The organism is Bradyrhizobium amphicarpaeae (assembly GCF_002266435.3).
Lineage (GTDB): Bacteria > Pseudomonadota > Alphaproteobacteria > Rhizobiales > Xanthobacteraceae > Bradyrhizobium > Bradyrhizobium amphicarpaeae.
On sequence record NZ_CP029426.2, the window covers coordinates 2,944,041 to 2,965,644 of the forward strand.

The 21,604-nt window shown below is 65.0% G+C and carries 21 protein-coding genes; 14 read left to right on the forward strand and 7 right to left on the reverse strand.

The genetic code is table 11. The features are described 5' to 3' along the window. Positions 1–111: 111 nt before the first annotated feature. The 3 genes from CIT40_RS13480 to CIT40_RS13490 are packed head-to-tail and all read left to right on the forward strand — an operon-like array spanning position 112 to position 2,622. A complete protein-coding gene (locus CIT40_RS13480) occupies positions 112–603 on the forward strand; it encodes a GNAT family N-acetyltransferase (RefSeq protein WP_162307480.1) in 492 nt (163 codons plus the stop codon). Beyond that, on the forward strand, positions 600–2,198 hold the full coding sequence (gene cimA, locus CIT40_RS13485) for a citramalate synthase (protein WP_094896436.1): 1,599 nt from the start codon (positions 600–602) through the stop codon (positions 2,196–2,198). The genes CIT40_RS13480 and cimA overlap by 4 nt, the downstream gene beginning before the upstream one ends. 46 nt (positions 2,199–2,244) lie before the next feature. Further along, entirely contained in the window at positions 2,245–2,622 is a 378-nt protein-coding gene (locus CIT40_RS13490; RefSeq protein ID WP_094896437.1) for a VOC family protein, read from the forward strand. Here CIT40_RS13490 and CIT40_RS13495 read toward each other — a convergent pair. Continuing rightward, complete coding sequence (locus CIT40_RS13495; protein ID WP_162307481.1) at positions 2,619–3,224, reverse strand: LOG family protein; 606 nt, start codon at positions 3,222–3,224, stop codon at positions 2,619–2,621. The genes CIT40_RS13490 and CIT40_RS13495 overlap by 4 nt on opposite strands. 201 nt (positions 3,225–3,425) lie before the next feature. Here CIT40_RS13495 and CIT40_RS13500 point away from each other — a divergent pair, with 201 nt between their 5' ends. The 4 genes from CIT40_RS13500 (at position 3,426) to CIT40_RS13515 (ending at position 7,962) form a co-directional block, all read left to right on the forward strand. Beyond that, on the forward strand, positions 3,426–5,381 hold the full coding sequence (locus CIT40_RS13500; RefSeq protein ID WP_094896439.1) for an ABCB family ABC transporter ATP-binding protein/permease: 1,956 nt from the start codon (positions 3,426–3,428) through the stop codon (positions 5,379–5,381). A 78-nt stretch (positions 5,382–5,459) separates the two neighbouring features. Next, positions 5,460–6,158: a phosphatidylserine decarboxylase gene (locus CIT40_RS13505; RefSeq protein WP_094896440.1), complete on the forward strand. Its 699-nt coding sequence runs from the start codon at positions 5,460–5,462 to the stop codon at positions 6,156–6,158. 80 nt (positions 6,159–6,238) lie between these two features. Further along, positions 6,239–7,120 carry a CDP-diacylglycerol--serine O-phosphatidyltransferase gene (pssA, locus tag CIT40_RS13510; protein WP_094896441.1) on the forward strand — a complete coding sequence of 294 codons (882 nt, stop codon included), beginning with the start codon at positions 6,239–6,241 and terminating at the stop codon, positions 7,118–7,120. A 122-nt stretch (positions 7,121–7,242) separates the two neighbouring features. After that, positions 7,243–7,962, forward strand: a complete 720-nt coding sequence (locus tag CIT40_RS13515; protein WP_094896442.1) for an RraA family protein — start codon at positions 7,243–7,245, stop codon at positions 7,960–7,962. 2 nt (positions 7,963–7,964) lie between these two features. On the opposite strand, the gene CIT40_RS13520 is transcribed toward CIT40_RS13515, so the two are convergent. Beyond that, positions 7,965–8,258: a hypothetical protein gene (locus CIT40_RS13520; RefSeq protein WP_094896443.1), complete on the reverse strand. Its 294-nt coding sequence runs from the start codon at positions 8,256–8,258 to the stop codon at positions 7,965–7,967. A gap of 295 nt (positions 8,259–8,553) precedes the next feature. Here CIT40_RS13520 and CIT40_RS13525 point away from each other — a divergent pair, with 295 nt between their 5' ends. The 7 genes from CIT40_RS13525 to CIT40_RS13555 all read left to right on the forward strand — a co-directional run bounded on the left by CIT40_RS13525 (position 8,554) and on the right by CIT40_RS13555 (position 17,107). Then, positions 8,554–9,327 (forward strand): motility protein A, encoded by a 774-nt coding sequence (locus tag CIT40_RS13525; protein ID WP_094896444.1) that lies wholly within the window; start codon positions 8,554–8,556, stop codon positions 9,325–9,327. A gap of 23 nt (positions 9,328–9,350) precedes the next feature. Beyond that, the gene (locus CIT40_RS13530; protein WP_094896445.1) at positions 9,351–10,178 is read left to right on the forward strand and encodes an OmpA/MotB family protein; all 828 of its coding nucleotides are present in this window, start codon (positions 9,351–9,353) and stop codon (positions 10,176–10,178) included. Between the two features lie 173 nt (positions 10,179–10,351). After that, positions 10,352–12,250 (forward strand): potassium transporter Kup, encoded by a 1,899-nt coding sequence (locus CIT40_RS13535; protein WP_094896446.1) that lies wholly within the window; start codon positions 10,352–10,354, stop codon positions 12,248–12,250. A gap of 140 nt (positions 12,251–12,390) precedes the next feature. Next, positions 12,391–14,319, forward strand: a complete 1,929-nt coding sequence (locus CIT40_RS13540; RefSeq protein ID WP_094896447.1) for a potassium transporter Kup — start codon at positions 12,391–12,393, stop codon at positions 14,317–14,319. 157 nt (positions 14,320–14,476) lie between these two features. Next, positions 14,477–14,803, forward strand: a complete 327-nt coding sequence (locus tag CIT40_RS13545) for a rhodanese-like domain-containing protein (RefSeq protein ID WP_162307482.1) — start codon at positions 14,477–14,479, stop codon at positions 14,801–14,803. Between the two features lie 7 nt (positions 14,804–14,810). Continuing rightward, the gene (locus CIT40_RS13550) at positions 14,811–15,992 is read left to right on the forward strand and encodes an aminotransferase (RefSeq protein ID WP_094896449.1); all 1,182 of its coding nucleotides are present in this window, start codon (positions 14,811–14,813) and stop codon (positions 15,990–15,992) included. Positions 15,993–15,994: 2 nt separating this feature from the next. Continuing rightward, positions 15,995–17,107, forward strand: a complete 1,113-nt coding sequence (locus tag CIT40_RS13555; RefSeq protein WP_094896450.1) for a polyamine ABC transporter substrate-binding protein — start codon at positions 15,995–15,997, stop codon at positions 17,105–17,107. A 132-nt stretch (positions 17,108–17,239) separates the two neighbouring features. Here CIT40_RS13555 and CIT40_RS13560 read toward each other — a convergent pair whose 3' ends face one another. From CIT40_RS13560 to CIT40_RS13580, 5 genes are read right to left on the reverse strand one after another with little or no spacing between them, the layout of a single operon-like run. Continuing rightward, positions 17,240–18,172 (reverse strand): lipid A biosynthesis lauroyl acyltransferase, encoded by a 933-nt coding sequence (locus CIT40_RS13560; protein WP_094896451.1) that lies wholly within the window; start codon positions 18,170–18,172, stop codon positions 17,240–17,242. An 8-nt stretch (positions 18,173–18,180) separates the two neighbouring features. After that, on the reverse strand, positions 18,181–19,458 hold the full coding sequence (locus tag CIT40_RS13565) for a beta-ketoacyl-ACP synthase (RefSeq protein WP_094896452.1): 1,278 nt from the start codon (positions 19,456–19,458) through the stop codon (positions 18,181–18,183). 19 nt (positions 19,459–19,477) lie between these two features. After that, on the reverse strand, positions 19,478–20,683 hold the full coding sequence (locus CIT40_RS13570) for a beta-ketoacyl-ACP synthase (protein WP_094896453.1): 1,206 nt from the start codon (positions 20,681–20,683) through the stop codon (positions 19,478–19,480). After that, entirely contained in the window at positions 20,680–21,150 is a 471-nt protein-coding gene (locus CIT40_RS13575; RefSeq protein WP_094896454.1) for a 3-hydroxyacyl-ACP dehydratase FabZ family protein, read from the reverse strand. Before CIT40_RS13575 ends, CIT40_RS13570 begins: the two co-directional genes overlap by 4 nt. 10 nt (positions 21,151–21,160) lie before the next feature. Then, positions 21,161–21,448, reverse strand: coding sequence for an acyl carrier protein (locus CIT40_RS13580; protein ID WP_007592476.1), 288 nt, complete (start codon positions 21,446–21,448; stop codon positions 21,161–21,163). Positions 21,449–21,604: the final 156 nt, after the last annotated feature.

Here is a 21,604-nt window from a genome sequence, read left to right on the forward strand (position 1 = left end):
GCCCGACACGCCTTTCCCGCGGCACTGGCTCTATTACATCGCGCTGAAGATCGCGCTGCTCGCGGGCGCGGTGGCGCTGGTGCTCAAGCTCTATGGGATGTGGTAAGGACGATGGCACAAGCACACCCAAAGCCCGGCCTGCGGCCGTTCCTGCCCGATGACGTGCCGGTGCTCGCCGCGATCTTCGCCGCCAGCATCGAGGAACTGACCGGCGACGACTATAGCGAGGCGCAGCAGCAGGCCTGGATGGAGGCGGCGGACAGCGAAGAGTTCGGCAAGCATCTCGCGTCCGACCTGACGCTGATCGCGACGCTCGAGGGATCGCCGGTCGGCTTTGCATCGCTGCGCGGCGCCGATCACATTCGCATGCTCTATGTGCATCCGGCCGTCAGCGGGCAGGGTATCGCGGCCATGCTGACTGACGCGTTGGAGAAGCTTGCCGGCGGCCGTGGCGCTGCAGCGCTCACGGTCGATGCCAGTGACACCGCCCAAGGCTTTTTCGCCAAGCGCGGCTACGTCGCCATGCAGCGCAACAGCATCACCGTCAACGACGAGTGGCTGGCCAACACGACCATGAAGAAGACGCTCGGAGCGGGGCAATGAGCAAGGAGCGCCTTTATCTGTTCGACACCACGCTGCGCGACGGCGCACAGACCAACGGCGTCGATTTCACGCTGGCCGACAAGCAGGTCATCGCGGCGATGCTCGATGACCTCGGCATCGATTATGTCGAGGGCGGCTATCCCGGCGCCAATCCGACCGACACCGAGTTTTTCGGCACAAAGCCGGAGTTCAAGCATGCACGCTTCACGGCGTTCGGCATGACCCGACGGGCCGGACGCTCGGTCTCGAACGATCCCGGCGTGGCCGGGCTCCTGGCAGCGAAGGCCGACGCGATCTGCTTCGTGGCAAAGGCATCCGCCTATCAGGTGCGCGTCGCGCTGGAGACGACGAAGGAGGAAAACTTCGCCTCCATCCGCGACAGCGTCGCAGCGGCGAAGGCCGCCGGCCGCGAGGTCATGCTCGACTGCGAGCATTTCTTCGACGGCTACAAGGAAGATTCGAGCTTCGCGCTCGCTTGCGCGAAAGCCGCCTATGAGGCCGGCGCGCGCTGGGTGGTGCTGTGCGACACCAATGGCGGCACCATGCCCGACGAGGTCGAGGCCATCGTCACTGAAGTGACGAAGCACATCCCCGGCGATCATGTCGGCATCCACGCCCATAACGACACCGAGCAGGCGGTGGCCAATTCGCTCGCTGCGGTGCGTGCCGGCGCGCGGCAGATCCAGGGCACGCTGAACGGCCTCGGCGAGCGCTGCGGCAACGCCAATCTCTGCTCGCTGATCCCGACGCTGAAATTGAAGAAGGACTTTGCCGACACCTTCGAGATCGGCGTCACGGCCGAGAAGCTGGCGACGCTGGTCAAGGTCTCGCGCACGCTCGACGACATGCTCAATCGCGTGCCGAACCGGCACGCTCCCTACGTCGGCGAGAGCGCCTTCGTCACCAAGACCGGCATTCATGCCTCCGCGGTGCTGAAGGACCCGCAGACCTACGAGCACGTGCTGCCGGAGACGGTCGGCAACCACCGCAAGGTACTGGTTTCGGACCAGGCCGGACGTTCCAACGTCATCGCCGAGCTCGACCGGGCCGGCATTCCCTACGAGAAGAGCGATCCGAAGCTGACGCGCCTCGTCGAGGAATTGAAGGAGCGTGAGGCCGCCGGCTACGCTTACGAATCCGCCAACGCCTCGTTCGAGCTGCTGGCGCGCCGCACGCTCGGCAAGGTGCCGCATTATTTCGAGGTCGAGCAGTTCGACGTCAATGTCGAGCAGCGCTACAACGCGCTCGGCGAACGTGTCACCGTCGCTTTGGCCGTGGTGAAGGTGGACGTCGCCGGCGAGCATCTGATCTCGGCCGCCGAAGGCAACGGTCCCGTCAACGCGCTCGACCTCGCCATGCGCAAGGACCTCGGCAAGTACCAGAAATACATCGAGGGCCTGACGCTGATCGACTACCGCGTGCGTATTCTCAACGGCGGCACCGGCGCAGTCACACGCGTCCTGATCGAGAGCGAGGACGAGAACGGCGACAGCTGGACCACGGTCGGCGTCTCCCCCAACATCATCGACGCCTCGTTCCAGGCGCTGATGGATTCGGTGATCTACAAGCTCGTGAAGTCGGGCGCGCCGGCGTAGACAAAATGTAGCCCGGGCTACGGCAGATCGAGGAGGGTGCACACACATGATCGACCACATCTCCGTCGGCGTCAGCGATCTCGATCGCGCCGCGAAATTCTACGAGGCCACGCTCGCCGCCATCGGCCTTTTGCGCCTCGTCACGCGGCCGCGCACGGTCGGCTTCGGCAAGGCCTATCCGGAATTCTGGATCAATCTGCGCGAGGCCATGCCGCCGGTAGCCCCCGAAAGCGGCGTGCATATCTGCCTTCGGGCGAAGACGACAAGCGAGGTCGATGCGTTTCACGCCGCAGCGCTGTCCGCCGGCGGCGCCTCGGACGGTGCGCCCGGCATCCGTCCGCATGACCGCGTGCGCTATTACGCGGCCTTCGTCACCGACCCAGATGGTAATCGGATCGAGGCGGTGACGTTTCCTGCGGACTAGAGCTTGCGCGCCACTTCCGGCGCAAGATCGCGCTGGCCGTCGGGAATCTGCGCAGCCGCGGCGCGCAGCCGTGGGACGATCTCCTCGACCTTGTCCGCTTTCAGGATATCGACGGAAAGTCCGGCCCGGATGAACTGGGTCTGGCGCATGTGGGACACCAGAGAGAACAGCGGCTCCCAGAAATTGTCCACATTGGCGAGCAGCACCGGCTTGGCGTGACGGCCGAGCTGCTGCCAGGTCAACTGCTCGACCAGCTCTTCGAGCGTGCCGAGCCCGCCGGGCAAGGCCACGAAGGCGTCCGAGCGCTCGAACATCAGCCGCTTGCGCTCGTGCATGTCTGGCGTGACGACCATCTCCTGCACCCGCGTCAGCGCGTTCTCGCGCATCCGCAGGAAGTCAGGGATGATGCCGGTGACGGTGCCGCCGTGATCCAGCACCGAGGTTGCGACCGCCCCCATCAGGCCAAGCGAGCCGCCGCCATAGACGAGGCGGATCTTATTGTCCGCCAGCGATTTGCCAAGCGCCTTTGCCGCTTCGATGAAGTTGGGATTGGTTCCGGGGCCGGAGCCGCAATAGACGCAGACGGTTTTGATCGTGCTCATTGGTGCCATGATGCATTGCAGCGAACAGGCGTCAAGCCCAATCGGTGATTCGATACTCTGGGGAATTTACCGGTAAATGGCGACAAACAATCGAAGATTCGCCATCTGGCGGGGTGCGTTGACATCGGGAAGGCTCTATATGACGGACGAAAATCGTTAATCGCAGCGACGCCCGCATCCGGCGGGCTTTCAGGCTTTTTGATGGACCGACCTCAACCGTTCGACGGCGCCGACGTTCCCAACCCCGCCGGCGGTCCGCCGGAGCGGGCGACGCTGATGGGCACGCTGGCGCATCTGTGGCCCTATATCTGGCCGGGCGACCGCGTCGACCTGAAGATGCGCGTGGTGTGGTCGCTCGTACTGCTGCTCGCTGCCAAGCTGATCACGCTGACGGTGCCGTTCAGCTTCAAATGGGCGACCGATGCGCTGACCGGCGCCAACACGGCGCCGGTGCAGGCGGACAATTGGCACCTCTGGGTGATCGCCTCGCCGCTGCTGCTGACCGCGAGCTACGGTGTGATGCGCGTCCTGATGGCGCTGCTGACCCAATGGCGCGACGGCATCTTTGCGCGCGTCGCCATGCATGCGGTGCGCAAGCTCGCCACCATCACCTTCATCCACATGCACGAGCTGTCGTTGCGCTTTCACCTCGAGCGCAAGACCGGCGGCCTGACGCGCGTGCTCGAGCGTGGCCGCGAGGGCATCGAGGTCATCGTGCGCATGGTGATCCTGCAGCTGATCCCGACCATCGTCGAGGTCACTCTGCTGATGGCGGTGCTGCTCTGGCAATTCGACTGGCGCTACGTGGTCGCGACCCTGATCACGGTCACGCTCTACATGTACTACACCTACATCGCGACCGAGTGGCGGATCGGCATCCGCCGCAAGATGAACGATTCCGACACCGAGGCGAACACCAAGGCGATCGACTCGTTGCTCAACTACGAAACCGTGAAGTATTTCAGCGCCGAGGCGCGCGAGGCGCAGCGCTACGACAAGTCGGTCGCGCGCTACGAGGAGGCGAGCGTCCACAGCTACACCTCGCTCGCGGTGCTCAACACCGGCCAGGCCGTGATCTTCACGCTGGGGCTGACCGCGACCATGCTGATGTGCGCGATCGGCGTGCGCAACGGCACCAACACGGTCGGCGATTTCGTGCTTGTCAACGCCATGATGATCCAGCTTTACCAGCCCCTGAATTTCATGGGCATGGTCTATCGCGAGATCAAGCAGGCGATCATCGACATCGAGAAGATGTTCAACGTCCTCGGCCGCGAAGCCGAAATCAAGGATGTGCCCGATGCGAAGCCGCTGGTGGTCTCCGCCGGCAATGTGCGCTTCGAGGACGTGCGCTTTGCCTATGAGCCGGCGCGGCCGATCCTGAAAGGCATCAGCTTCGAGGTGCCGGCCGGCAAGACGGTCGCGATCGTCGGCCCGTCGGGTGCGGGCAAGTCGACCATCTCGCGGCTCCTGTTCCGTCTCTACGACATCTCCGGCGGCAGGATCCTGATCGACGGCCAGGACATTCGCGAGGTCACGCAGGCCAGCTTGCGCGCCTCGATCGGCATGGTGCCGCAGGACACCGTGCTGTTCAACGACACCATCCGCTACAACATCCGCTACGGTCGCTGGGACGCCGACGACGCCGAAGTCGAAGAGGCGGCGCAGCTGGCACAGATCGACCATTTCATCCGCATGGCGCCGAAGGGCTACGAGACCCAGGTCGGCGAACGCGGGCTGAAACTGTCGGGCGGCGAGAAGCAGCGCGTCGCGATCGCGCGCACGGTCTTGAAGGCGCCGCCGATCCTGGTGCTGGACGAGGCGACTTCGGCGCTCGATACCCATACTGAGCACGAGATCCAGGGCGCGCTCGACCGCGTGGCGAAGAACCGCACGTCGCTGGTGATCGCGCACCGGCTTTCGACCATCGTCGGGGCCGACGAGATCATCGTGCTGGACCAGGGCCGCATCGCCGAGCGGGGGACTCACGCCCAGCTGCTCGCGCATGGCGGTCTCTATGCCAGCATGTGGAACAGGCAGCGTGAAGCCGAGGCGGCCCGCGAGAAACTGGCCAAGATGGCCGATACCAGCGAGGCGCCCAACCGGGAGCCGCCGCCGGTCGACGACGCCCTGACGGCGCCTGCGGCAGCGGAGTGACCTTGTCTCCGGTCCCAACTCTGGCCTAAACAGGCCCGCGCGAAGATCCGCGCCTTTAACCCCCAGCGGCAGATAGCGATGTCCATTCTCGATTCGATCCAGCGTCAGATCCCGCCGATCCACAAGGAGGGCTATCCCTTCATTGGCGGCTTTGCGCTGGCAAGCCTCGTCCTGTTCTGGCTGTGGTCGCCTCTGGGGTGGATCGGCACGATCCTGACCGTGTGGTGCGCGCTGTTCTTCCGCGACCCCGTTCGTGTGACGCCGGTGCGCGAGGGGCTTGTGGTGTCGCCGGCCGACGGCCGCGTCTCGATGATCACCATGGCGCTGCCGCCGGCCGAGCTCGGGCTCGGCGACAGGCCACTGCCGCGCATCTCGGTGTTCATGAGCGTGTTCAACTGTCACGTGAACCGCGCTCCGGTCGCGGGCAGGGTGGACCGCATCGCCTACCGGCCCGGCCTTTTCATCAATGCCGAGCTCGACAAGGCCAGCGAAGACAATGAGCGCAACTCGCTGGTGATCTCGACGCCGACGGCGCGGATCGGCGTGGTGCAGATCGCAGGGCTCGTCGCCAAGCGCATCGTCTGCTTCGTCAGGGAGGGCCAGGCGATCGGCGCGGGCGAGCGCTTCGGCCTGATCCGGTTCGGCTCCCGGCTCGATGTCTATCTGCCTGTGGGGACCAAGGCGCTGGTCTCGGAAGGGCAGACCGCGATCGCCGGCGAGACGATCTTGGCCGATCTTGCCGGAGACGACCCCAGCCGCGCCTTCCGCGCCAATTAACCAGGTCGGTGGGGGCCTTCCGCCGCAATGGCGGAGGGGGACGCGGCTTGCTATATCTCGCCTCGAGGTGAGGATCCGCGATGACGCCCTATGACTTCAAAGACCCCGATACGCGCCGCCGGCGGTTCCGCCCGATTCCGGTGCGGATGCTGGTGCCCAACGTCATCACGCTGCTGGCGATCTGCGCCGGCCTGACCTCGATCCGCCTGTCGATCGAGGGGCGGATGTCGCTCGCCGTCTACGCCATCGTTTTCGCGGCCGCCCTCGACGGCATCGACGGCCGCGTCGCGCGCATGATCAAGGGCCAGTCCAAGTTCGGCGCCGAGCTCGACAGCCTCGCCGATTTCGTCAATTTCGGCGTCGCGCCCGCCCTGATGCTGTATTTCTGGCAGCTGCACGAGCTCGGCAATGCCGGCTGGATCGCCGCCATGGTGTTTGCGATTTCCGGCGGCCTGCGTCTGGCGCGCTTCAATGCCACCATGGACGATCCGAACAAGCCGGCCTTCGCTGCCAATTTCTTCACCGGCGTGCCGGCGCCGGCCGGCGCGATCACCGTGCTGCTGCCGATCTATGTCGCGTTCCTCGATCTCGGCCGCTGGCCCGCCGCGATGACGGCAGCCTATACCCTGCTGATCGGCTTCCTGATGGTGTCGCGACTGCCGGTGTTCTCCGGCAAGACCAAGCGCATGCGCGTGCCGCCCGAACTGGTGCTGCCGGCGTTCGTCGCGGTGGTCGTCTTCATCGCGCTGCTGATCGCCTATCCCTGGCATGTGCTGTCGATCGGCACGGCGCTGTATCTTCTCGCCTTGCCGCTCGGCTACAAATCCTATCGCGACCAGGCGCGCGCATTGCAGGCCACCGCACCGTCGGGAGGCGAGGTCACCTCGCCACCGTCGGCACCGACGCTGGCGAACTTGTCGGAGCCGCCGCAGGACGACGACCGGCCCGGGAGGCTGCACTGAGCGGCCAGACACGGATATCTGCCATGAGGCCGGCCTGAGTTGGGTTGAGACCTGATCTCGGCTATATCGCCTTGTGCCGGTGGATCGCGCCAACAGCGACTGCCAATCTGGGAGAGAACGCCGTGACTGATAAAGCGACCGGGCCGCTGCCCGCTTCCGTCCTCGAAGCGCTGGGCCGCTACGACACGCCGACGATCTGCAACGCCATGGAGATCGTGGCGCCCGAGCGCCGGCTGATCGGCTACACCACCAAGCAACTGGTCTGCCCGTTCCCCGACCTGCCGCCGATCGTCGGCTATGCCCGCACGGTCGCGATCCGCTCGGTGCTGAAATCCTCGCTGCCCGCCGAAGAGCAGTCGAAGCGCCGGATCGACTATTACGAATATGTCGGCACCGGCCACGGCCCGCGCATCTCGGTGATCCAGGATATCGACGGCCCCGATGTCGGCTACGGCGCGTTCTGGGGTGAGGTGCAGAGCAACGTGCACAAGGCGCTCGGTTGTCTCGGCGTCATCACCGACGGCTCGATCCGCGACATCCCGCAATGGGCGCCGGGCTTCCAGGCGCTGGCCGGCTCGATCGGCCCGTCGCATGCCTGGGTGCACGCGGAGAGCTTCGGCGGCGAGGTGCGCGTTGCCGGCATGACCGTGAAGTCCGACGATCTGATCCACGCCGACCAGCATGGCGCCATCATGATCCCGCTCGACATCGCGGCCAAGCTGCCGGAGGCCGCCGAGCTCTGCGGCCGCCGCGAGACGCCGATCCTGGAGATCGCCCGCAGTCCCGACTTCTCGCTGGAGAAGCTGAAGGCCGCACTGAAGCGCTCGGCGGAGATTCACTGAACTTACGGCGATGATGCCTGCCGAGGGCCGCCCTGTTCGGTCAGAAACAGCGCGGCCTGATCGGGCTCACCAAGCACCGCGGCGGCGCACCCGATCAAGGTGAAGCCGCCTGCGAGATCCCACAGCGTAATGTCGTCTGCGCTGCGGGTGCCCTGAATCAATCGTGCTGCAATCACCGCGAACGCTGCTTCGATAAAGAGCAAAACGCTGAATGCCGGCAGGACGAGTTCCGGCTCGAGCAGGTGAAGCGCCAGCACCGCCGGCACCGCGGTGAGAAGACCGAACAGCGTCAACATTGCGATGGCTCCCGCCATGGGCCTGCCGCGCTGCTACATGACAGCAAACGATCCACGGCTTCGATGTGGCGCAGGGCCGCAGCCGCAGCGCCCTGTTGCGGTCGGTATGGTTAGCGAACGGTTGAAATTCCTATCGCCGGGCGGCAATTCGGCGCTCGCAAGCGCGGCTAGCACGCTGTCCGAACTTAACCTTTACGCGGCTTTAAGGGCGGCGCTCTAGGGTTCCTGATGCGGTTCGGGTTGGGCCGCGCCAGCGGCCAGGATGGCCGTTGTTGCGTACGCGTTGGAGTATGCCATGGACATTATGACAGGCGCCGGGCTCGCGGGCGGATTGGCCGTTATTGTGGCCATGGTGCTGATGGGCGGCGATCTGCACATGTTCATCAGTGAACATGCGATGATCATCATCTTCGGTGGCTCCGGCGCCGCGACCATGATCCGTTTTCCGCTCTCGGTGCTGATGCACGGCCTGCCGCTCGGAATGAAGTTTGCCTTCACGATGAGCCGGCTGTCGGCGCATGACCTGGTGGACGAGCTTGCCCGCATCGCCGAGATCGCCCGCAAGCAGGGACCGGTGGGACTGGAAAAGGTCGAGACCGACGAGCCGTTCCTCGCCAAGGGCATCCGATACGTCGCCGACGGTTACGACCTCGATTTCATCAGAGACAATCTGGAACGCGATCGCGACAATTTCCTGTTGCATCTCAACGAAGGCAGCAAGATCTACCGCGCGGTCGGCGACTGCGCGCCCGCGTTCGGCATGATCGGAACGCTGATCGGCATGGTGCAGATGTTCTCGAACATGTCGGATCCCTCCAAGCTCGGCCCCTTCATGGCGACCGCGCTGCTGGCCACGCTCTATGGTGCGCTGGTTGCGAACCTGCTTTGTCTGCCGATCGCCGACAAGCTGCACACCAAGCTGATCGACGAGGAAACCAATCGTACGCTGATCATCGACGGCATTCTGATGATCCGCGATTCCAAGAGCCCGACTTTGGTGCGCGAGATGCTGTTGGCCTATCTGCCCGAGAAGCATCGCCATGCCGAAGGCGAGCCGGTTCCGGCGTAACGACTTACGCCGGGGTCTGACCGATGGCAAAGAAGAAGCGCGAAGAAGCACACGGCGGCCATGGCTGGTTCGTGACGTTCGCCGACCTGATGGCCTTGCTGCTGGCGTTTTTCGTGATGCTGGTCGCGTTTTCAACCCAGGATGCCAACAAGCTGAAGATCGTTGCGGGCTCCATGCGTGAAGCCTTCGGCGTCCAGAGCGAAGCCCGCTACGCCGGCATCATCGAATCCGACGGCCTGCCGACCCGCGCGCGGCTGAAGAACGTCGACCACATCCAGCCGGAAGAGTCGTCGAACACGCCGACGCCGGACCAGGAGGATCACGACAAGACGTCGGGCGCGAGGATGAAGGTCGACCGAAATTTCGCGCTGGCCGCCGCCTCGTTGAGGCAGGCGCTACAGGACATGCCTGAACTGACCGAGATATCCAAGCACATCATGTTCGAGGAGACCAAGCAGGGCCTCAACCTGGAGATCGTCGACCAGGACGGCCGTTCGATGTTCGCCGACGGCTCCAAGGTGCCTTATGATCGCACCCGCCGGCTCGTCGAGAAGCTCGCGATCCCGCTCAAGGCCACGCCGCTCCGCGTCTCCATCGCCGGCCACACCGCGGCCGGCTTCGTGCCGAACCGCAGCGACTACGGCGCCTTCGATCTATCGGCCGACCGCGCCAATGCCGTGCGTCAGATCCTCGAACGCGAGGGCCTGCCGCCGTCGCACATCTTCGCCGTCTCCGGCAAGGCGGATACTCAGCCGCTGTTTCCCGACGATCCCTCGCTTGCGGCGAACCGGCGGGTGACCATCACCCTGATGCGCGAAGATCCGCCGCTGCCCCCGAATCTGAAGCCCTAGGCCTCTTGCGCTACCATCTTACCTGAGGCATGTCGTCACGCTGGCAACGAACGTGGCCGCGCCGTCACAGCATCCGTCTCGGCACCTGCTATGGTGATGGGCCGATTGACAGGCGCGGCGGAAGCGTCGAAAGGCGCCGGATCAATTCCAGGGAAGAAGCGTTTTCCACCTCCATGACGGCGAGCATCACACAGGCCGAGACCCAGGACGGGCCGGTCACCTCGGGCTTTTGGTCCCTTACGCTCGGGAGCATCGGCGTCGTCTTCGGCGATATCGGCACCTCGCCGCTCTACGCATTCCATGAGGCCGTCAGGGGCGCCGCCCATGGTGCGCCGGTCTCACGTATCATGGTGCTCGGCGTGCTCTCGCTGATCCTGTGGGCGCTGCTGATCGTCGTCACCGCCAAATACGTCCTGCTGCTGCTGCGCGCCGACAACAACGGGGAGGGCGGCACGCTCTCGCTGATGGCACTCGGGCAGCGCGCGCTCGGGCGGCGGAGCTGGTTTCTGCTCGCCCTCGGCGTGGTCGGCGCCTCCATGTTCATCGGCGATTCCATGATCACGCCGGCGATCTCCGTGCTCTCGGCGGTCGAGGGCCTGAAGCTCGCGGCGCCCGCGCTCGAGCACTATGTCGTGCCGCTCACCGTCTTCATCCTGGTGCTGTTGTTCGCGGTGCAGAGCAAGGGGACCGCGCTGGTGGCCTCGGCTTTCGGGCCGGTGATGGTGGTCTGGTTCACCGTGATCGCCGTGATGGGAGCCGTCCACATCGCCGACGACCCGTCCGTGCTGGCGGCGATCAACCCCTATTACGCCGTGCAGTTCGTGCTGTCGCACGGCACGATCGGCCTCGTGACGCTCGGCGCCGTGTTCCTGGCGGTCACCGGCGGCGAGGCGCTCTATGCCGATCTCGGACATTTCGGCCGCAAGCCGATCCAGTCGGCCTGGATGTTCTTCGTGCTGCCCGCGCTCTTGATCAATTATTTCGGGCAGGGCGCGCTGGTGCTGTCCGATCCCAGTGCAATCGAACACTCGTTCTATCGCATGGTGCCCGAGAGCCTGGTGCTGCCGCTGGTCGGGCTTGCGACCGCCGCGACCGTGATCGCGAGCCAGGCAGTGATCACCGGTGCCTATTCGCTGGTCTATCAGGCGGTGCAGCTCGGCCTCCTGCCGCGCTTCGAGGTCCGTTACACCTCCGAGACTCACGCCGGCCAGATTTACCTGCCGCGAGTGAACCGGCTGCTGCTGATCGGCGTGATGCTGCTGGTGCTGCTGTTCCACACCCCCAGCAACCTGGCCTCGGCCTACGGCATCGCGGTCTCCACAACCATGGTCGCCGACGGCATCATGGGCTTCGTCGTGATCTGGAAATTGTGGAACTGGCGCGCCGCCACGGCTGCGGCCGTGATCGTGCCCTTCGTCATTGTCGATCTGAGCTTCTTCAGCGCCAATCTCCTGAAGCTGCTCGAGGGCGCCTGGGTGCCACTGTTGTTCGGCGTGGCCATGGCGGGAACGATCTGGACCTGGCGGAAGGGCTCCGGGATCCTGATCCAGAAGACGCGCCGGATCGAGGTGCCGCTGGACGACCTGATCCGCAGCCTGGAGAAGCGGCCGCCGCACGTCGTCAAGGGTACCGCGGTGTTCCTGACCAGCGATCCCGCCTTCGTGCCGACCGCGCTCTTGCACAATCTCAAGCACAACAAGGTGCTGCACGAGCACAACGTGGTCCTGACCATCGAGACTGCGCAAACGCCGCGGGTCGACCTGACGGAGCGGTTCCGCATGGAGAAGATCAGCGACAAGTTCTCCAAGGTCCGCCTGCGCTTCGGCTTCATGGAGCAGCCGAACGTGCCCAAGGCGCTCGCCATCGCGCGCAAGCAGGGCTGGCAGTTCGACATCATGTCCACATCGTTCTTCGTGTCACGGAGGTCGTTGAAGGCGTCGGCGCAGTCGGGCATGCCGCTATGGCAGGACCATTTGTTCATCGCGCTCAGCCGGTCGGCCAACGATGCCACCGACTATTTCCAGATTCCCACCGGGCGCGTGGTTGAAGTCGGAACCCAGGTGACTATCTGACCGGTACTGGCACTCCCATGCGATAATTGCATGGCAAGGGCCCAGAATCGGGCTAGGCTATGCCGGCAGCGCAGGACTATAAGCCGCGCGCTCTTCCGCCGTTGTGCAGTGAAGCATTTTAGAGGCCATCGGGCTCTCCCATGACAAGTGACGTAGCGATTTCCGCCCCGGAAACGGCGGCGGCCAATGGGCATGGCGACGCCCACACGACCGCCGGCTTCGGGGCGCTGACACTCGGCAGCATCGGGGTGGTCTATGGCGATATCGGCACCAGCCCGCTCTACGCGTTCCGCGAAGCGGTGATGGCTGCCTCGGGCGCGGAGGGGGTTCCGACGCCGGCAGCAGTGCTGGGCGTGCTCTCCCTGATCCTGTGGGCGCTGATCGTCGTGGTCACGCTCAAATACGTCGTGATCCTGCTCCGCGCCGACAACAATGGCGAGGGCGGCACGCTGGCGCTGATGGCCTTGGCCCAGCGCGCGGTTGGTACCGGCGGGGCGACCATCGTCATGCTCGGCATCATCTCCGGCGCGCTGTTCTACGGCGATGCCGTGATCACGCCGGCGCTCTCGGTGCTGTCGGCGATCGAGGGCATGAAGGACGTCACGCTGCGGTTCGAGCCCTACGTCGTACCGCTGACCGTGATCATCCTGGTTGGCCTGTTCGCCGTGCAGTCGCGCGGAACCGCCCGCGTCGCCGCCTTCTTCGGCCCGATCATGTGCGTCTGGTTTGCGGTCCTTGCCGTGGCGGCGATCCATCCGATCATCCAGCAGCCGCAAGTCCTGTACGCGCTGAACCCGCTCTACGCGGTTTCTTTCATGCTCCACCACGGCATCATCGGCTTCATCACGCTGGGTGCGGTATTCCTGGCGGTCACCGGCGCCGAGGCGCTCTATGCCGATCTCGGCCATTTCGGCAAGCGGCCGATCCAGACCGCCTGGCTGTTCATCGTGCTGCCGTCGCTGGCGCTGAACTATCTGGGGCAGGGCGCGCTCGTACTCGGCGATCCCGGCGCCATCGTCAGCCCGTTCTTCCAGCTCTTCCCGCAAGGCTTCGTCCGCGGCTGCATGGTCGTGCTCGCCACCATGGCAACCGTCATCGCCAGCCAGGCGGTGATCACCGGCGCCTATTCGCTGACGCGCCAGGCGATCCAGCTCGGCCTGCTGCCGCGCTTCGAAATTCGCCATACGTCGGAAGCCCATTCCGGCCAGATCTTCATCCCGCGCATCAACCAGCTGCTGCTGGTCGCGGTGGTGCTGCTGGTGCTGCTGTTCCGCTCCTCCAGCGCGCTGGCGTCCGCCTACGGCATCTCCGTGACCGGGACCATGGTGGTCACGGCGATGATGGGCTTCGTCGTGATCTGGAAGGTCTGGCGGTGGTCGCCGCTCGCGGCCGGAGCGCTGATCGTGCCGTTCATGTTCCTCGACCTTACGTTCCTGGCGGCCAACCTGCTCAAGGTGTTCGAGGGCGGCTGGGTGCCGCTGGCGCTCGGCGCGCTCATGATCATCCTGATGTACACGTGGCGGCGCGGCAGCCGGCTGCTGTTCGAGAAGTCGCGCAAGCTCGAATTCCCGCTCGCAGACCTTGTCGCCATGCTGGAGAAGCGGCCGCCGCAGCGGGTGCCCGGCACCGCCGTGTTCCTGACCTCGGACCCGCTCAGCGCGCCGACCGCGCTGATGCACAGCCTGAAGCACTACAAGGTGCTGCACGAGAAGAACGTCATTCTCACCATCGAGACGGCGCAGACGCCGCGGATCGATCCGGCCGAGCGGGTCAAGCTGGAGCAGATCTCGCCGACCTTCTCCAAGGTGACGCTGAAGTTCGGCTTCATGGAATCGCCGAACGTGCCGAAGGCGCTGGCGATCGCCCGCAAGCTCGGCTGGCAGTTCGACATCATGTCGACCTCGTTCTTCCTGTCGCGCAGGGCGCTCAAGCCCGCCGCCCATTCCGGCATGCCGCGCTGGCAGGACCGCCTGTTCATTTCGCTCAGCCGCTCCGCCAACGACGCCACCGACTATTTCCAGATCCCGAGCGGCCGCGTGGTCGAGGTCGGCACCCAGGTGACGATCTAGCCGGCCAGTCAACGCCGCACTTCAAGTCGCTGTGATTTAGCTTTAACTTGCGCCGCGCGGCTCAAGCCTTTGTAGCGCTTGATTTTCGTGAGCCGAGAGGCGAGGTTGCCGCCGGCCGGGACAGGTCCGGCGGGCACGCGCGATGTTGGAGGATGATGTGGCAAACCAGGTGCAGGATCTGACCCCGGACGAGGTCTCCAAGGGTATCGCGGAGGGTCGCTATCTCCTCGTCGACGTGCGCGAGCCGAACGAGGTCGAAGCCGAGGCCTATCCCTACGGCGTCGTAGTGCCGCTCTCGACCTTCGATCCCAAGGCGATCCCCGATCCCCAAGGCAAGGACGTCGTGTTCGCCTGCCGTTCCGGGAAGCGCTCGGTGACGGCCTCGCTCGCGGCGCAGGCGGCGGGCCTGCCTTACGACAAGCATCTGGCCGGCGGCATGCTGGGCTGGAAGGCGGCGGGGCTTCCCAGCAAGGTCGGTGGCTGACCTCGCGATGACCTCCAAGAGCTCCTCGCTGAACAAGGTCTTCGCCGACCTTCCCGTCACCATCTTCGAGGCGATGTCGCAGGCCGCGCGCGACAACGCCGCGATCAATCTCGGCCAGGGCTTTCCCGACGATCCCGGTCCCGAGGACATCCGCCGCGCCGCGGCCGAGGCCTCGCTGAACGGCTACAACCAGTACCCCTCGATGATGGGCCTGCCGGAGCTGCGGCAGGCGATCGCGACCCATTACGGCCATTGGCACGGACTCAAGCTCGATCCGATGAGCGAGGTGATGGTCACCTCCGGCGGCACCGAGGCGCTGACCTCGGCGATCCTCGCGGTGGTCCAGCCCGGCGACGAGGTGGTCTGCTTCCAACCGGTCTACGATTCCTATCTGCCGATCATCCGCCAGGCCGGCGGCATTCCGCGCCTCGTGCGGCTGGAGCCGCCGCACTGGCGCTTGAATGAGGACATGCTGAAAAGCGTCTTCAATTCAAAGACCAAGGCGGTGCTGTTCAACAACCCCTTGAATCCCAGCGCGGTGGTGTATCCGCGCGAGGATCTCGAACTGCTGGCGCGTTACTGCCAGGAGTTCGATGTCATCGCGATCACTGACGAAGTCTGGGAGCACGTCACCTTCGACGAGCACAAGCACATCCCGCTGATCACCATTCCCGGCATGCGCGAGCGCACCATCAAGGTCGGCTCGGCCGGCAAGATCTTCTCCCTGACGGGCTGGAAGATCGGCTTCGTCTGCGCCGCGCCGCCGCTGCTGCGCGTCGCCGCCAAGGTGCACCAGTTCCTGACCTTCACCACCGCGCCGAACCTGCAGGCCGCCGTCGCCTACGGCCTCGGCAAGCCCGACGAGTATTTCCTGTCGATGCGCAAGGATTTGACGCGGAGCAGGGACCGCCTGACCAAGGGGCTGGAGAGCCTAGGCTTCCCCGTGCTGAAGTCGCAGGGTACCTACTTCCTCACCGTTGACCTGTCGCCGCTCGGGCTCAACGAGAGCGACACCGAGTTCTGCTGGCGGATCGTGAAGGACTACAAGGTGGCGGCGATCCCGGTATCGGCTTTCTACGAGCAGGACCCGGTGACCTCGGTGGTGCGCTTCTGCTTTGCCAAGAAGGACGTGACGCTGGACACCGCGCTGGAGCGGCTGTCGGACGCCGTGCGCGGCCGCAAGAGGTAGAGATGACCAATGTCGGCCGCTCCGGACTGGGCCTTGGGCTTGCGATCGCCGCCGCGTTGACGTTGCTCTCTGTCCCCGCAGGGGCCGACGAGCGCGTCGTCAACTTCTACAACTGGTCCAACTACATGGCGCCGGATGTCCTCGACGCCTTCACCAAGGAGACCGGTATCAAGGTGGTCTACGACACCTTCGATGCCAACGAGACGCTGGAGACACGCCTGATGGCCGGCAAGTCCGGCTACGACGTGGTGGTGCCCACGGCCTATTTTCTGCAGCGCCAGATCAAGGCCAACATCTTCCAGAAGCTCGACAAGGCGAAGCTGCCGAATCTCGTCAACGCCTGGCCGATGGTGACCAGGAACCTTGCGACCTACGATCCCGGCAACGACTATGCCGCCAACTACATGTGGGGCACGACGGGCATCGGCTACAACGTCGCCAAGGTGAAGCAAATCCTCGGGCCGGATGCCAGGATCGACAGCTGGGACATCGTCTTCAAGCCGGAAAATCTCGCCAAGTTCAAAGACTGCGGCGTGCACATGCTCGACTCCGCCGACGACATCTTTCCGGCGGCCCTGAACTATCTCGGGCTCGATCCCAACTCGACCAGGCAGGCCGACCTGGAGAAGGCCGCCGAGGTCGTCGCGAAAGTCCGCCCCTCCGTACGCAAGTTCCACTCGTCCGAATATCTCAGCGCGCTCGCCACCGGCGAGATCTGCTTCGTGGTCGGCTGGTCCGGCGACATCTTGCAGGCCCGCGCCCGTGCGGCGGAAGCCAAGAATGGCATCGAGATCGGCTACGCCATTCCGAAGGAGGGCGCGCAGATGTTCTTCGACAATCTCGCGATCCCCGCGGACGCCAGGAACGTCAAGGAAGCCTACGAGCTGATCAACTATCTCTACCGCCCCGACGTCGCCGCCAAGAACTCGGACTTCCTGTCCTACGCCAGCGGCAACCTCGCCAGCCAGAAGCTGGTCGATCCGAAGATCCTGAACGACAAGAACATCTATCCGGACGAGGCGGCGCTCGCAAAACTGTTCGTCATCACGGCGCGTGATCCGGCGACACAGCGGGTCATCAACCGGTTGTGGACCAGGGTGAAGACGGGGCGGTGAGCGGCTGCCGCGTCATTGCCAGCGAAACGAAGCAATCCAGAATCTCTCCGCGGAGGCATTCCGGACTGCTTCGTCGCTTTCAGTGCAAAATTGCTTTGCAATTTTGTCACGAGCTCCTCGCAATGACGGCGCCTACCGCCACCTGCGGTGCAGCCACAGCCACTGCTCGGGATGCTCGCGCACCCAGCCTTCAACCACGCTGGTTATCGCCTGCGTCGTGCCCTGGATGTCGATCTTGCCGTCGGCATCGCGTACCGGCTGAATCTCTTCCGTCAGCTCGGCCCGGAAGCGGTTGCCGGGCAGGCGGATGATGCGAACGCCGTGGATGGGGCATTCGACCTGGCGCAAGAGGCGCGCCAGCATCGGGTTGGCGCGGGTCTTGCGGCCGAAGAACGTCACCTCGACGCCGCCGGTCAGGTACTGGTCGATCAGCATGGCGACGTGCTTGCCGTCCCTGAGCGCCTGCGCGAGGCGCAGCGGCGCATCGCGGCCCGCCGGGATCAGCGTGCCCATGTTGACCTGGCGCATCTCCTGGATGATGCGGTCGGCCGAGGCGATGTTCGGCCGGCGGTAGAGGATCGCGGTGTCGAGCCCGTGCGCGACGGCAGCGAGCGCCGGTAGTTCCCAATTGGACAGATGCGCAGCGAAGATCAGCGCCGGCTTGCCGTCGTCGCGGATCCGGTCGAACCGTTCGATGCTGGCCTGCGGCAGCTCGATCCGGCTGTTTTCCGGATGGGCGCGATCGTAGTCCCAGACACGGTCCATATGCGCAAACTCGCCGCCGACGCGGCCGAGATTGTCCCACACACCCATCAGGATCTGTTCGATCTCCTCCGGCGATTTCTCGGGAAAGGCGGCGGTGAGATTGGCGCGGCCGATGCGGTGCTCGCGCAGGCGCGGGCCGATCAGCTGGGTCACCCGCGCGAAAAAGTCCGAAGTCTTGGCCGGATCGAAATAGCGCGTGGTGCGCAGCATGCCGACGGTGGCGGCGCCGATCAGGCCTCCGCCGATCGATTTGGCTGCATTCCGCGCGCGAATCTTCGTGCTGATGGGAATCAGCGCCATGCGTCCGGTCAGGCCGGTTCGCGGGTCAGGATCAGCGAGGCGTTCTGGCCGCCGAAGCCGAACGAGTTCGACATCACCGCGGTGACGCGGGCGTCGCGCGCCTTGTTGCCGACGACGTTGAACAGGATCGTCGGATCCGGCGTCTCGTAATTGATCGTCGGCGGGATGCGCTGATGCTCGAGCGTGAGCAGCGAGAAGATCGCCTCGACGGCGCCGGCGGCCGAGATGGTGTGGCCGACCATCGACTTGTTGGACGTGACCGGAATCTTCTGCGCGAGCTCGCCGAACACGGCCGATGTCGTGTTGAACTCCATCTTGTCGTTCTCGGGCGTCGCGGTGCCGTGCGCGTTGATGTGGTCGATCTGGTCCGGCGTCATGCCGGCATCGGCCAGCGTCTTGTTCATGCAGCCGATGATCGGCTTGCCATCAGGAGAAGAGCGGGTGCGATGGAAGGAATCGGTCAGCTCGCCGCAGCCGGCGATCACGCCGAGTATCTTTGCGCCGCGCGCGGTCGCTGCCTCGTAACTTTCCAGCACGAGCGCGCCGGCGCCTTCGGCCATGACGAAGCCGTCGCGGTTCTTCGAGAAGGGGCGGGAGGCCGCCTGCGGCGGATCGTTCTGGGTCGACAACGCCGACAGCAGCGAGAAGCGCACGAGGGCTTCCGGGTTCACCGTGCCGTCGGTCGCCACGCACAGCGCAGCGTCGGTCTCGCCGCGGCGGATCGCCTCGACGCCGAGCTGGATCGAGGTCGCTCCGGACGCGCACGCCGTCGACAGCGAGATCGGCGAGCCCTTGGTGCCGAAGGTCTCGGCGAGATGCGCGGCCACCGAGCCGAACATGAAGCGGTGGTGATAGGCGCTGTACTTGCCACCGCCGGAGATGCGCAAGAGATCGTCATAGGTGAAGTCGGGCGCGCCGACGGCGCGGCCGAGTTCGCGGCGCTGCGGCCATTCGACTTCGACCGGCGCTACCGCGAGGAAGAGGGGGCCCGGGAAATCGGCCTTGGCGCCGATGCCGGCCTGCTCGAGCGCTTCCTCCGTCACGAGCTCGGCCATCCGCTCGGACAGGCCGGTGGAGGAGAACGGATCGACGCTGACGAAATCGACAGTGCCGGCCATCGTGGTCTTGAGGCCGTCGACCGGAAAACGCGTGATGGTACGGATGCCGGATTCACCGGCGACGAGCTTGGCCCAATTGTCGGCCTTGCCGGCACCGAGCGAGGTCATGATGCCCATGCCGGTGACGACGACGATGGGACGCCCGAGTTTGTCGCGTGGTGCAGTCATGTCGATCCCCCCGGGTGAGCTAGCCAACTGCCTCGACCAGCGCCATGCCTTCGCCGCGCCAGTGTCCGGCTCCGACCACCACAATCTGGGTGGGCGCTCCCTGCATTTCAATCTCAGTGCCGGTCGAATCGTTCGGCGGGAATAGCGCACCGCGCGAGATCGACAGCGCGGCGAGCGCGATGCCGAGCGGGAATTGCGTCTCCATGGTGTGGCCGAACATCGTGCCGGTCGAGCGCACCGGGAAGTCGGCATGGCCCTTCAGGAAGCCGCGCTCTTCGCTCGTCGCGGGCTCTGCACCGGTCGCGCCCGTGATGATCGCGCCTTTGCCTTCGCGCCTGGGCAGTTTGGTCCACAGCTGCTCCAGCGTTGCGGCCATGTCGCCGGGCTGCTTGCGCCGGGCGAGGTCGGCGACGACGCTCGTCAGTCTGGCGAACGGCTTGGCGCCACGCGCTTGCGCATGCGCTTTCGACTCCAGCACGAGGAAGGCGCCGGCAGATCCCAGCGCGAAGCCGGCGTGGTCCTTGCGCGCCCAGACGGGTGCGAATTTGTCCTTGAGGTTGAAATCGCCGAATTCGTAGAGGACGAGCAGGTCCTTGCGCTCGCCATTGTGCGAGCCGCCGACCAGCGCGATGTCGCTCTCGCCCGAGGCGATGCGCGCGAGCGCAATGCGGGCAGCATCGGCGCCGGCGACCTCTTCGCCCATGAAGGTGCGCGAGGTGCCGCCGAGCCCGTGCACGATGGCGATGTTGCCGGCGAGCAGGTTGGAGAGCTGTGCCAGGAACAGCGTCGGCCTGAGATCGCTCATCAGGCGCTCGTTGAGGAAGCCGGGCGCGTTTGCGCCCTTGGCCTCGGCCGTCAAGACGCCGGTGTCGACGTTGAGATCGCGCTCGCCACCGCCGGCGGCCACCACCATGTCGATCTTCGACAGGATGTCCTTGTTGCCCTTGATCCCGGCGGAATCGAGCGCGAGTCCGGCGGCGTAGGTGCCGATGCGCTGCCAGGCTTCCATCTGGCGCTGGTCGCCCTTCTTCGGGATCTGGGCGTCGAAGGAGACGGGCATCAAGGGATGCACGATGTAGGGTGCAAAGCCCTTCTCGTCGACATTGATGCGCTTCTCGGAAAGCGCGGCCCAGTTGGCGTCCAGGCCCTCGCCGAGCGAGGTCGCTAGTCCAATGCCGGTGATCCAGACTTCAGTCTGGCCGGGCCTCGAAGCAGTGTCATTCATGGCGATACGGCCTGTTGCGGAAAGCCGACGCGCTCGGCGACTTTCGCCATGTGGCCGCGTATATCCGCATTGGGGAAGGGAATCAGCGTGAAGGTCAGCGCCGAATTCGCGCGCAGCTTGCCGCCGACCCTGATCTTGGCTTCGGTCATGGCGTAGCCGGAGCCTTCATGGACGAGGCTCGCCTCGATGCTCATGAGATCGCCGGGGAAGACCGAACCGCGGACCTTGGCTTCCTTCACGGCGGCAAGGATCGGCATGCGCTCGAACTTGAGCACGCCGAGCTGAAGCCAGCCCGAAGCCTGCGCCATCGATTCGATCAGGAGCACGCCGGGCATCAAGGGGTAACCCGGGAAGTGCCCCTCGAAGATGGTGCTCTCCTTGGGGACCTGGGCTTCGACGACAATCGTCTTCTCGTCGACCTTGAGGTCGACGATGCGATCGATCATGTGGAAGTATTCGAGTTGCATGACCGCGCCCTTAGGCGCTCGCGCCCTTGGCCGCAACCAGTTCGTCGATGCGGGCGCACAGATTCTTCAGCACGAAATACTGCTCGGTGGTCGCCTTGCCGTCGTTGACCTCCTGGGTCCACTTTTCCAGCGGCAGCTTGATGCCGAATTGCTTGTCGATCGCAAACGCGATGTCCAGGAAATCGAGGCTGTCGATGCCGAGATCGTCGATGGCATGACTATCCGGCGTGATCGTGTCGCGCGGGATGTCGCAGGTTTCAGCGATGATCGTGGCGACCTGATCGAATGTGGAAGACATCACTAAGCCTTTGATATATTGCGGATATTTATCAGATTGTCCAGAGTGGCACGGTGGGTGGGCATCGCGCCCCTGATGACGCCCTCAACCCCCCTCTGGCCGGGTCGAAAGCCCGTATATCGGAGCGACGCCCTGAGTTCAATGGAGCCGGGCAGG

What these genes read in the sequence shown, in the direction of transcription:
- CIT40_RS13480 (WP_162307480.1), top strand. Translation starts at nt 112, where the DNA reads ATGGCACAAGCACACCCAAAGCCCGGCCTGCGGCCGTTCCTGCCCGAT.
- cimA (WP_094896436.1), top strand. Translation starts at nt 600, where the DNA reads ATGAGCAAGGAGCGCCTTTATCTGTTCGACACCACGCTGCGCGACGGC.
- CIT40_RS13490 (WP_094896437.1), top strand. Translation starts at nt 2,245, where the DNA reads ATGATCGACCACATCTCCGTCGGCGTCAGCGATCTCGATCGCGCCGCG.
- CIT40_RS13495 (WP_162307481.1), bottom strand. Translation starts at nt 3,224, where the DNA reads ATGAGCACGATCAAAACCGTCTGCGTCTATTGCGGCTCCGGCCCCGGA.
- CIT40_RS13500 (WP_094896439.1), top strand. Translation starts at nt 3,426, where the DNA reads ATGGACCGACCTCAACCGTTCGACGGCGCCGACGTTCCCAACCCCGCC.
- CIT40_RS13505 (WP_094896440.1), top strand. Translation starts at nt 5,460, where the DNA reads ATGTCCATTCTCGATTCGATCCAGCGTCAGATCCCGCCGATCCACAAG.
- pssA (WP_094896441.1), top strand. Translation starts at nt 6,239, where the DNA reads ATGACGCCCTATGACTTCAAAGACCCCGATACGCGCCGCCGGCGGTTC.
- CIT40_RS13520 (WP_094896443.1), bottom strand. Translation starts at nt 8,258, where the DNA reads ATGTTGACGCTGTTCGGTCTTCTCACCGCGGTGCCGGCGGTGCTGGCG.
- CIT40_RS13525 (WP_094896444.1), top strand. Translation starts at nt 8,554, where the DNA reads ATGGACATTATGACAGGCGCCGGGCTCGCGGGCGGATTGGCCGTTATT.
- CIT40_RS13530 (WP_094896445.1), top strand. Translation starts at nt 9,351, where the DNA reads ATGGCAAAGAAGAAGCGCGAAGAAGCACACGGCGGCCATGGCTGGTTC.
- CIT40_RS13535 (WP_094896446.1), top strand. Translation starts at nt 10,352, where the DNA reads ATGACGGCGAGCATCACACAGGCCGAGACCCAGGACGGGCCGGTCACC.
- CIT40_RS13540 (WP_094896447.1), top strand. Translation starts at nt 12,391, where the DNA reads ATGACAAGTGACGTAGCGATTTCCGCCCCGGAAACGGCGGCGGCCAAT.
- CIT40_RS13550 (WP_094896449.1), top strand. Translation starts at nt 14,811, where the DNA reads ATGACCTCCAAGAGCTCCTCGCTGAACAAGGTCTTCGCCGACCTTCCC.
- CIT40_RS13555 (WP_094896450.1), top strand. Translation starts at nt 15,995, where the DNA reads ATGACCAATGTCGGCCGCTCCGGACTGGGCCTTGGGCTTGCGATCGCC.
- CIT40_RS13560 (WP_094896451.1), bottom strand. Translation starts at nt 18,172, where the DNA reads ATGGCGCTGATTCCCATCAGCACGAAGATTCGCGCGCGGAATGCAGCC.
- CIT40_RS13565 (WP_094896452.1), bottom strand. Translation starts at nt 19,458, where the DNA reads ATGACTGCACCACGCGACAAACTCGGGCGTCCCATCGTCGTCGTCACC.
- CIT40_RS13570 (WP_094896453.1), bottom strand. Translation starts at nt 20,683, where the DNA reads ATGAATGACACTGCTTCGAGGCCCGGCCAGACTGAAGTCTGGATCACC.
- CIT40_RS13575 (WP_094896454.1), bottom strand. Translation starts at nt 21,150, where the DNA reads ATGCAACTCGAATACTTCCACATGATCGATCGCATCGTCGACCTCAAG.
- CIT40_RS13580 (WP_007592476.1), bottom strand. Translation starts at nt 21,448, where the DNA reads ATGTCTTCCACATTCGATCAGGTCGCCACGATCATCGCTGAAACCTGC.